Source organism: Methanocalculus sp. (assembly GCF_029762515.1).
Lineage (GTDB): Archaea > Halobacteriota > Methanomicrobia > Methanomicrobiales > Methanocorpusculaceae > Methanocalculus.
This window is the reverse complement of record NZ_JARVGN010000064.1, coordinates 1-7,722: the sequence shown is the minus strand read 5'-3', so window position 1 is coordinate 7,722 and position 7,722 is coordinate 1. Positions and strand designations below refer to the sequence as shown.

Genomic DNA, 7,722 nt, shown 5'->3' with positions numbered 1-7,722 from the left:
CCGTGCCTGATGGCAAGCGCAAGATGGGAGACGGCGTCATGCCTCTCCCCGGGATAGAGGGTGTTTGTATCGGTCACAAACGGCACACCTCCCGCCTCCTTCACCTTCGTAACAACCTGCCGGATATAGAGGGGCGAGACGAAGCTGTCGCACCCCTCTTCACCGAAATGCGTCTTCACGGCAACAAGCCCGCCGGCAGCAGCAACCCGCCCGGAAAGCCCCGCCTCATCAAGGAGCCGCAGTATCTTTGCCTGGAGGCTCTCGCCACAACATCCCGCCTCGGAAGAGACAAACCACACCTTAACTGCCATAGGAAAAGGTGGGGCGTTCATGGGAGAAGATACTTGGGGATGGGGGGGAAGTATTTCCATTCTGGAAACAGTTCGGGTTGGAAGGGAAGGAAAAAAGATAGGCTGAAAACATGAGCCGTTTCCATTATCCACCTCCAAAAAATCTAATAGTATCTATAAGATGGTACTACTCATACACATAAAACGTAAAATTATCGACCATTTTTAATTTTTAAGGCATATTATTCGAGAAAATTATCTTTAAGATATCTAAAGGAAAGATCAGAAGTATTGATTTTTGATGCAGTTATTTCCATTTTGGAAATAGGTGCGGTTGATATAGTAAATCCAATAATAATACAACGATAACCGCATGCTATTCATCCGATGGATGTAAAAATGATTGAATAGTCATTCAATAGAGAGAGGTGCATCATGAGAAGAATCTTTTCAACGGTTTACCAGTTCAGAATCGAGCTCCTGGAGATCAAGCCAGCTATCTTGCGGAGGATCGAGTTTGCCATCGAGTGATACACTCCCGGCTGATTATCCGGCTTTTCTCTCAAGACTGAAGTTGCTGATTCAAGATGCGCAGATCAAGGCGGCCCTCTCAGTTAACCAGCAACTGATTCTTCTCTACTGGCAGATTGGGAGGGATATCCTGGTGAGGCAGGGACAGGAGGGATGGGGTGCGAAGGTGATCAACAGGCTCTCTGATGACCTCAGAGGTGAGTTTCCCATATAAAAGGATTCTCTCCCAGAAACCTGAAATATATGCGCTCATTTGCAGAGGCATGGCCCGATCCTGAATTTGTGCAGCAGGTTGCTGCACAAATACCCTGGTTCCATAACTGCGTGATCCTTGACAAGCTTACCCAACCGGCGGATCGGGAGTGGTATATCCAGAAGACTATAGCAAACGGCTGGTCAAGGAACGTACTCGTACACCAGATCGAGAACCGTCTGATCAATCGGGAGGGGAAGGGCGTAACGAACTTTTCTGCGACGCTCCCTCAGGAACAGTCTGACCTGGCCCTCCAGACGATGAAAGATCCATATATCTTTGACTTTTTACAGATGGGAGAGAAGATCAGGGAGACCGAACTGGAGCGAGGGCTGATCGAACACATCCGCGAGTTCCTTCTGGAACTCGGTCTGGGGTTTGCGTTTGTTGGAAACCAGTATCATCTGGAGGTAGCTGACCAGGACTATTATCTGGATCTCCTCTTCTACCATTTGAAACTCCGTTCCTATGTGGTGATCGATCTGAAGGTTGGTGATTTTATCCCGGAGTATGCAGGAAAGATGAACTTCTATCTCTCGGCAGTCGATGATCTCCTTGCCCATCCATCAGATAATCCGAGCATCGGGATTGTGCTCTGCAAGGCGAAGAATCGCGTGATCGCCGAATATGCCCTGCGGGATATGGCCAGACCAATCGGGGTTGCAGGATACACCCTGACGTCATCGCTCCCCAGGGAGATGTCCGGGCGGTTGCCGACAGTAGACGAGCTAGAGGAGGAGCTTGGAGAGCATGAGGAGCATAGTGCATGAGAGAGAGTGACAACGAAGATGTCCGGCAATCCGCTTGATTTCGGAGCGACCGAATGTGGAGGGGGGATAGGGTTATACCGGGTTAATATGACATTATTGAATTAGACTAATTGATATTTACCACTGAGGTACCCTGATGATTCGAAGTGATCACTGCAAACAATACTCACATCCACTAGCCCGGCACACCCCTCCAGCCCGATCTCTCCTTCCGCTCTCCGTGCACGTGCTCCTCCTTGCTCTCGTCCTCACCCTCGTTGTGTCGGGCTGTGTTGCTCCTGCCTCTGCCCCCTCCCCTCAGGATACGCCTGTAATCCTCCACCCGCAGGATCAGAAAATGAAGACTATAGGCATGATCGGCGGGATCAGCTGGGTCTCGTCTGCTGAATACTACCGGATGATGAACCATATGGTACAGGACGAATACGGCGAGCAGAACTCGGCTCATATACTGCTCTACTCGATCGAGTTTGGGGAATTTTCAAAGCAGGAACGGCTCGCCGATGAAGGAGACTGGGAGGGGCTCACCATGATTATGGTCGATGCCGCAGAGCGGCTTGAGCGCGGCGGTGCAGACTGCATCATCATCTGCTCAAATACCATGCATTCAACAATCCCTGCCATCGAAGCCGCAGTCGATATCCCAATCATCAGCATCATCGATGAGACGGGGAAGAGGGTGCGGGAGAAGAATATCACAACCGTCGGCCTGCTCGGCACAAAGAAGACGATGTCAGCGGAATTTTACAAGGAGGAGCTGAGAGAAGAGTTCGGCCTTGTTGTCCTCGTTCCGGATATGGCAGATCAGGAGATCGTCAACAACGTCATCTTCGATGAGCTCTGTGTGGATTATATCAATCCGGCATCAAAGGAAGAGTACAAGAGGATAATCAGCAATCTTATCGATGAAGGTGCAGAAGGAATCATCCTTGGCTGTACCGAAATCCCCCTCTTAATCCGGCAGGAGGATGTGGACGTTCCGATCTTTGATACAACCAGGATCCATGCAGAGGCTGCGGTGAGGTATGCATTGAATCATACACCTGCCTGAAGAGAAGCAACCCCTCCCTTCTCTTTGATGGGGGCAATACTTTAAGTAACTCCGGAATCCATACTTTAGCAGATACTCGCGTGCCGGATGCCTGGTGGCTACCATTATGATATTCTAACGTGGGGGATAAAGAGGTAGATTTTCTGACTGATAACAATAAACGAACCGGAGAACCAGAAGGGGTCGTACGTGTACGAATTCCGAACAGACGCTTAAAAGAACAGTTTGCTATTGCAGACCTGATGCTTGGGTCAAACCATATCCGTGTCAGGTGTGGCGATGGGATCACCCGGATGGGCAGGATCAAAGGCAAGATCAAGAAGCGTGTCTGGATCCGCGAAGGTGATATCCTGATCGTCATCCCATGGTCATTCCAGGATGAAAAGGCCGACATCATTTATCGCTACACCAAACCCCAGGTGGACTGGCTCAGGGCACATAACTACCTCTGAACTCCTTTTTTTGAACCTAAAAACCTGTTATGGTAATAACCGTCTCCTGAACGACGAGTTCCGAAGCAGATGGATGAGTGTAGACGTTCTCACTATTCTGCACCATTCCAAGCCTCCCGGTCAGGTAGTTCTCCCAGGCAACCGAATAATCATGCTCCGGTGAGAGGGGGGAATAGTGGATCTCAAGAGAATCCACCGGCAATGTATATTCCCGGGTTATCTTCTGCACGGGATCATTCTTCATCTCGATCCTCCCGACACCGGCAAGCGCCCGCTCCCGCTCTGTCTGCACCTCGATAAAGGAGAGGATCAGGGTATTCGATGGATCATCATAGTACCAGCGTGGCTCCGCGAGCATCGCTGAACCGCTGCCACGCTCGGGGCGGGTGAGGACGGCGCCGTTCTCGATCACAATCCGGGTGGAATCGAGATCCGAGACATACCGGATCTGCCCTACTTGACTGTTATACTTCGAATCGCCGTCGATCAGCACCTCAAATGTACCTGATGCCTCCGTCACAAAGAGCACTCCTCCCTGCACCTGCAATGCCGTCTCCTTATAGGGAACCATCTTGTAGCTGATGGATTTCAGATCGTTCTGGAGCACGATTACCGTCTGCTCCATATTCCTCATATCAGCGCTCCCCTGGCCCGCAATGAGGAGGGGAAATCCATACAGGACGACAATTGCAATCCCAAGCACCACGATAGAGAAGATCAGGATGAATCCGATCGCCTCAGAGACCCCGTCATCATTCTTCATCAATCAGACACCCCCTGAATCATAGATCACCCGGTTTGCGCCCCCTCCGGTCGTCGTTCCGCGGACGGCCTTTGTTGCCCCGATCCCGGCAAGCGAGATCACCGTCTCGATCCGATCGCCTTTCATCAGGATCTCCTGATCCACCCCCTGGCGCCGGACCGTGATGATATACCCTTCTCCAAGGACATCATAGGGGATATCAATATCCGAGATGATTGATCCATTCACCGGAGCAATCGTATAGATATCAACGATCCGAACCGACATCCCGTTCCCGATATCCACATAACTATGATAGGTAAACCGCTCGGCAGGCTTCACCATAAGGGCATCGTTTGCAAGGATCATCACCGAGACGAGGAGCACCATCAAAACGCCGGTGATGATGATGTAGCCGATGAGATTCGCAACCGCATCAGACGAGGAATGTCTCTTCATATACACATACTCCGTTATTGAACCGTATGGTCACCATCGTGGCGGTTGTATCTCCAAATACTACCGAGTCTTTTAAAGAACTGACCGATACAATCGCGTGATTCCGTTTCAATGAGATCACCCGGATATCATCATACAGAACGTCATTCATCTCTCCGCCTGCCCTGAAGACTTCCCCCCTGAGATCTCGGATCTCATGCTTTGGGAACTCGAGCACCCCTTCTGCCGTTGTCTGCCCGACAAGTGTCGCCTGGTTGATGATCACCATCAGGAAGAGGAGGGCGATGCTGATCAGAAATCCCATCAGGACAATCCACTGCCCGTTATCGTTCAGCCCCGCCACAGGATCACCTCCAGAAGTACCATCTGCTCTCTGGAAGGAACCGGTGGGGGAAGAGTATGCCCGGAATCCAGATGCACCCATCGTGTCACCCGGATAGCCGGATCATAGCCGGTATAGGAGGCACTTTCAGTGAAAGGCAACTGGTTCACACTATCATCAGCAGCAACACGGTACGAGATGGAGGCAGCATACTGAACCGGATCATCCGGGGCAAATGATCGTTCCCTCAGGAGCGGATAGAATGCAGCATGAAAACCTGGAGCATCCCATGAATACAACAGCTGCTCCAGTTCGGTCTCCCCACCCGGCTCAACCGGCATATCCAGCACCGCCAGTGCATCGGCACCGAGCTGCTCGAGGAGCATATCGTCGATATGGGTATCTCCGGGCGTATAGACAGATACCGACTGGAGGACAATTGCAGCGGTTGCGATCATCAGGAGCCCTGCTGCCAGCCCTTCGATCGTATAGAGAGATCCACCATCCCCTACCATACCGCCACCTCGAGAATACCCTGCCCCGGATCGGGGAAGGTGGCATTCCGGTAATCATAGATATGAGTCCCTGTCATCAATGAAGCCGGGGGATTGTTTTGAAAAATGAAGGTGATTCCTATCATATGATCACTCCCCCAGGGCGGTTCAGGCACGGGATTGAGCGTGAAGTTGAGTGAATCAGAGATGTCTGCCGGGAGGGTTGTCTGGATCCCATCCAGCCAGATCTCATATGCCGGAAAGGTGATCGGGACACCATCCCGGGTTATTTCCACCCGGTGCAGTCTTGCCTCTGTTGCCGATGAATTCAGGTAATAGGAGAAGTTTCCAATCTCAATCCGGATCGGATCGGTTCTCGGATCGATCCTGAAGAGGGGATCAACCGATCGATCCAGGAGCTCAATCATCGGCAACTCTACGGTAAACCTCTGGTCAGGGGTTTCGTTCCCTTCATGTCGGAATTTTTTGTGATCGGGAACAGAATCACTCACAAAGAGAAGCGACGGCTCCTTCACCACCACCACCCTCCGCACCGCTCCGTACGACTCGGGCGGGGCGGGACCGATCGAGCGAACGGGTGGATCGTTACGCATCGTCAGGGTGATATTGAAAGAGTACGGATAATCGCCGAAGAGAAGCGATCTCCGGTAATCATCCGGATAGGTGAAGAACGTATCATTAAAGAACCGTTCCACCTTTCCTTTCGAGAGAATATGGGCAGACCCCGGTTCAACCGAGAGCCCCATCCGGATCACATCCTGTGGGATCGCCTTCTGCTCCCAGACCGGAAACGTTGATGAGGCGGGCATACCGGGATCTTCAGTCAGGATCACCCCGGTCCGGTAGGCGACCGCATCATAATCGATCCTGCTCGACTGGACCGAGAAGAGCATATGGGGGATCATCGCTGCAACAAAGATGAATGCGATGATGAAGATGGTGAAACCAACGAGAAAATCAAAGGTCGCAACCGCATCATCCCTCATCCTGTTTCCTCCCAAAAGACCACCTGATCAGCTGGACGATCCGGGTATGGGAATGCTTCCGGATCGATTGGATCCCCAGGAACCATCCCTTCCCACCGGGCAGAATCTGCCCTGTCCGCTGTTACAAAGAGGAAGAGAAAGCCTCCCTCAGGATCGGTTGCCATGATGATCCAGGAGGCGGCCATGCCATCGGGGAGGAGATCCCGGCCGATGATCAGGTACACCGGCGGCTCTGCATGGGTGAGGGCTTCGTCAAGGCTGATCCGCATCTGGAAGGAGGGTGGCGCTTCATAAACCATTTGATCAGACGGAGCGTCTCCTCCGGGAGCCATGACACAGCCGGTGGCAGAGATCAGCAGTATGGTGATGGTCAGAAGGTACAGCCTGAGCACAAGAGATTCATCTCTTTCCAACCGTAAGAGCTTTTGGGAAAAAATATGGGATACTCTCCCCTGCCTTACTTGTCAATCCCATGGATCACAAGACCGGAGAGGAGTTTTGGTTCAAACCAGGTCGATTTTGGGGGCATAATCATATCATTGTCTGCAATATCGCAGATTGAATCAACGCCAATCGGCTGCATCAGGATCGCAAACGCATACTCGCCCGAATCAACCCCGGCGATCAGATCAGCAATCGGGAGGGCGCCACCCATAAACGCGAGCCGCTCATCGCCTCGTGGATCGGTGATCCCAAGCATCGGGGAGAGGACCTTCTCCTGGAGGATCGATACATCGAGCCTTGCGATTGCATCTGCCGAGGGAGCAACCGGTCTCGTCAGCTCATAGAACCGGCCGCCGATATAGAGGTGCATAATATGCTGATCCGCCAAATCGAAAGCCGGAGGAATGGAAGAGGCCAGCGTATCCACAGAATCCAGTTCCCGGATCGAAAAGATCTCCCCGAGCCTCTGGAGGAAGGCATCCTCCGTCATCCCGGCTATGTCACGGACGAGCCGGGAATACCCATGAATCAGGACGGAATCATGGGCAAAAAGGATGCCCATGAACCGGCTGGCTTCCAGATGAGCATCCCCGCGTTCACTCCTACGCTCATAGACATTGACGGCACTCTTTGCCCGGTGATGGCCATCAGCAATATAGAGGGACGGCACATCTGCAAAGGTTACGGTGATCTTTTTGATCAGATCGGGATCGGTGATCGGATAGATCCGGTGCACCGCACCCGACTTTGTCCTCGTCTCTGCAACCGGCTCTCCGGTTGCCTGTGAGGCGATCAGATCGTGGATACCTTTTGTATCACGGTACAGCAGGAAGACCTGGCCCGTATTGGCACCGACAGCATCGATATGCCGTGTCCGATCCTCCTCCTTATCGTACCGGGTCAGCTC

11 protein-coding genes and 1 pseudogene are annotated in these 7,722 nt (G+C 52.2%); 4 read left to right on the top strand and 8 right to left on the bottom strand.

Features of this window, described 5'->3' with window-relative positions:
• Nucleotides 1–311 (bottom strand): DUF362 domain-containing protein (locus tag QCH34_RS03555; protein WP_300330192.1); only part of this gene is annotated, 311 nt, incomplete at its 3' end.
• A 496-nt stretch (nt 312–807) separates the two neighbouring features.
• On the opposite strand from QCH34_RS03555, the pseudogene QCH34_RS03550 reads away from it, so the two are divergent.
• From QCH34_RS03550 to eif1A, 4 genes and pseudogenes are all read left to right on the top strand, one after another.
• A pseudogene (locus QCH34_RS03550) lies at nt 808–1,202 on the top strand (DUF1016 N-terminal domain-containing protein); the annotation flags it as partial.
• Between the two features lie 132 nt (nt 1,203–1,334).
• Nucleotides 1,335–1,844, top strand: coding sequence for a DUF1016 domain-containing protein (locus QCH34_RS03545; protein WP_366898292.1), 510 nt, complete (start codon nt 1,335–1,337; stop codon nt 1,842–1,844).
• Nucleotides 1,845–1,980: 136 nt separating this feature from the next.
• Nucleotides 1,981–2,895: an aspartate/glutamate racemase family protein gene (locus QCH34_RS03540; RefSeq protein ID WP_300330188.1), complete on the top strand. Its 915-nt coding sequence runs from the start codon at nt 1,981–1,983 to the stop codon at nt 2,893–2,895.
• Between the two features lie 143 nt (nt 2,896–3,038).
• Complete coding sequence (gene eif1A, locus QCH34_RS03535) at nt 3,039–3,347, top strand: translation initiation factor eIF-1A (RefSeq protein ID WP_300330195.1); 309 nt, start codon at nt 3,039–3,041, stop codon at nt 3,345–3,347.
• Nucleotides 3,348–3,363: 16 nt separating this feature from the next.
• Here the strand turns inward: eif1A and QCH34_RS03530 are convergent, their stop codons facing one another.
• From QCH34_RS03530 to QCH34_RS03500, 7 genes are all read right to left on the bottom strand, one after another.
• Nucleotides 3,364–4,110, bottom strand: a complete 747-nt coding sequence (locus QCH34_RS03530; RefSeq protein ID WP_300330186.1) for a hypothetical protein — start codon at nt 4,108–4,110, stop codon at nt 3,364–3,366.
• A 3-nt stretch (nt 4,111–4,113) separates the two neighbouring features.
• On the bottom strand, nt 4,114–4,548 hold the full coding sequence (locus QCH34_RS03525) for a hypothetical protein (protein WP_300330183.1): 435 nt from the start codon (nt 4,546–4,548) through the stop codon (nt 4,114–4,116).
• Nucleotides 4,526–4,891: a hypothetical protein gene (locus QCH34_RS03520; protein ID WP_300330180.1), complete on the bottom strand. Its 366-nt coding sequence runs from the start codon at nt 4,889–4,891 to the stop codon at nt 4,526–4,528. The genes QCH34_RS03525 and QCH34_RS03520 overlap by 23 nt, the downstream gene beginning before the upstream one ends.
• The gene (locus tag QCH34_RS03515) at nt 4,879–5,385 is read right to left on the bottom strand and encodes a hypothetical protein (protein WP_300330177.1); all 507 of its coding nucleotides are present in this window, start codon (nt 5,383–5,385) and stop codon (nt 4,879–4,881) included. Before QCH34_RS03515 ends, QCH34_RS03520 begins: the two co-directional genes overlap by 13 nt.
• The gene (locus tag QCH34_RS03510) at nt 5,379–6,371 is read right to left on the bottom strand and encodes a hypothetical protein (RefSeq protein WP_300330174.1); all 993 of its coding nucleotides are present in this window, start codon (nt 6,369–6,371) and stop codon (nt 5,379–5,381) included. Before QCH34_RS03510 ends, QCH34_RS03515 begins: the two co-directional genes overlap by 7 nt.
• On the bottom strand, nt 6,368–6,763 hold the full coding sequence (locus QCH34_RS03505) for a hypothetical protein (protein ID WP_300330171.1): 396 nt from the start codon (nt 6,761–6,763) through the stop codon (nt 6,368–6,370). The genes QCH34_RS03510 and QCH34_RS03505 overlap by 4 nt, the downstream gene beginning before the upstream one ends.
• A 65-nt stretch (nt 6,764–6,828) precedes the next feature.
• A partial coding sequence (locus QCH34_RS03500) for a DUF1015 family protein (RefSeq protein ID WP_300330166.1) occupies nt 6,829–7,722 on the bottom strand: 894 nt, incomplete at its 5' end.

Coding starts and splice junctions, on each gene's coding strand:
- QCH34_RS03530 (WP_300330186.1), bottom strand. CDS start 4,110: ATGAAGAATGATGACGGGGTCTCTGAGGCGATCGGATTCATCCTGATC.
- QCH34_RS03545 (WP_366898292.1), top strand. CDS start 1,335: ATGAAAGATCCATATATCTTTGACTTTTTACAGATGGGAGAGAAGATC.
- QCH34_RS03525 (WP_300330183.1), bottom strand. CDS start 4,548: ATGAAGAGACATTCCTCGTCTGATGCGGTTGCGAATCTCATCGGCTAC.
- QCH34_RS03510 (WP_300330174.1), bottom strand. CDS start 6,371: ATGAGGGATGATGCGGTTGCGACCTTTGATTTTCTCGTTGGTTTCACC.
- QCH34_RS03515 (WP_300330177.1), bottom strand. CDS start 5,385: ATGGTAGGGGATGGTGGATCTCTCTATACGATCGAAGGGCTGGCAGCA.
- QCH34_RS03540 (WP_300330188.1), top strand. CDS start 1,981: ATGATTCGAAGTGATCACTGCAAACAATACTCACATCCACTAGCCCGG.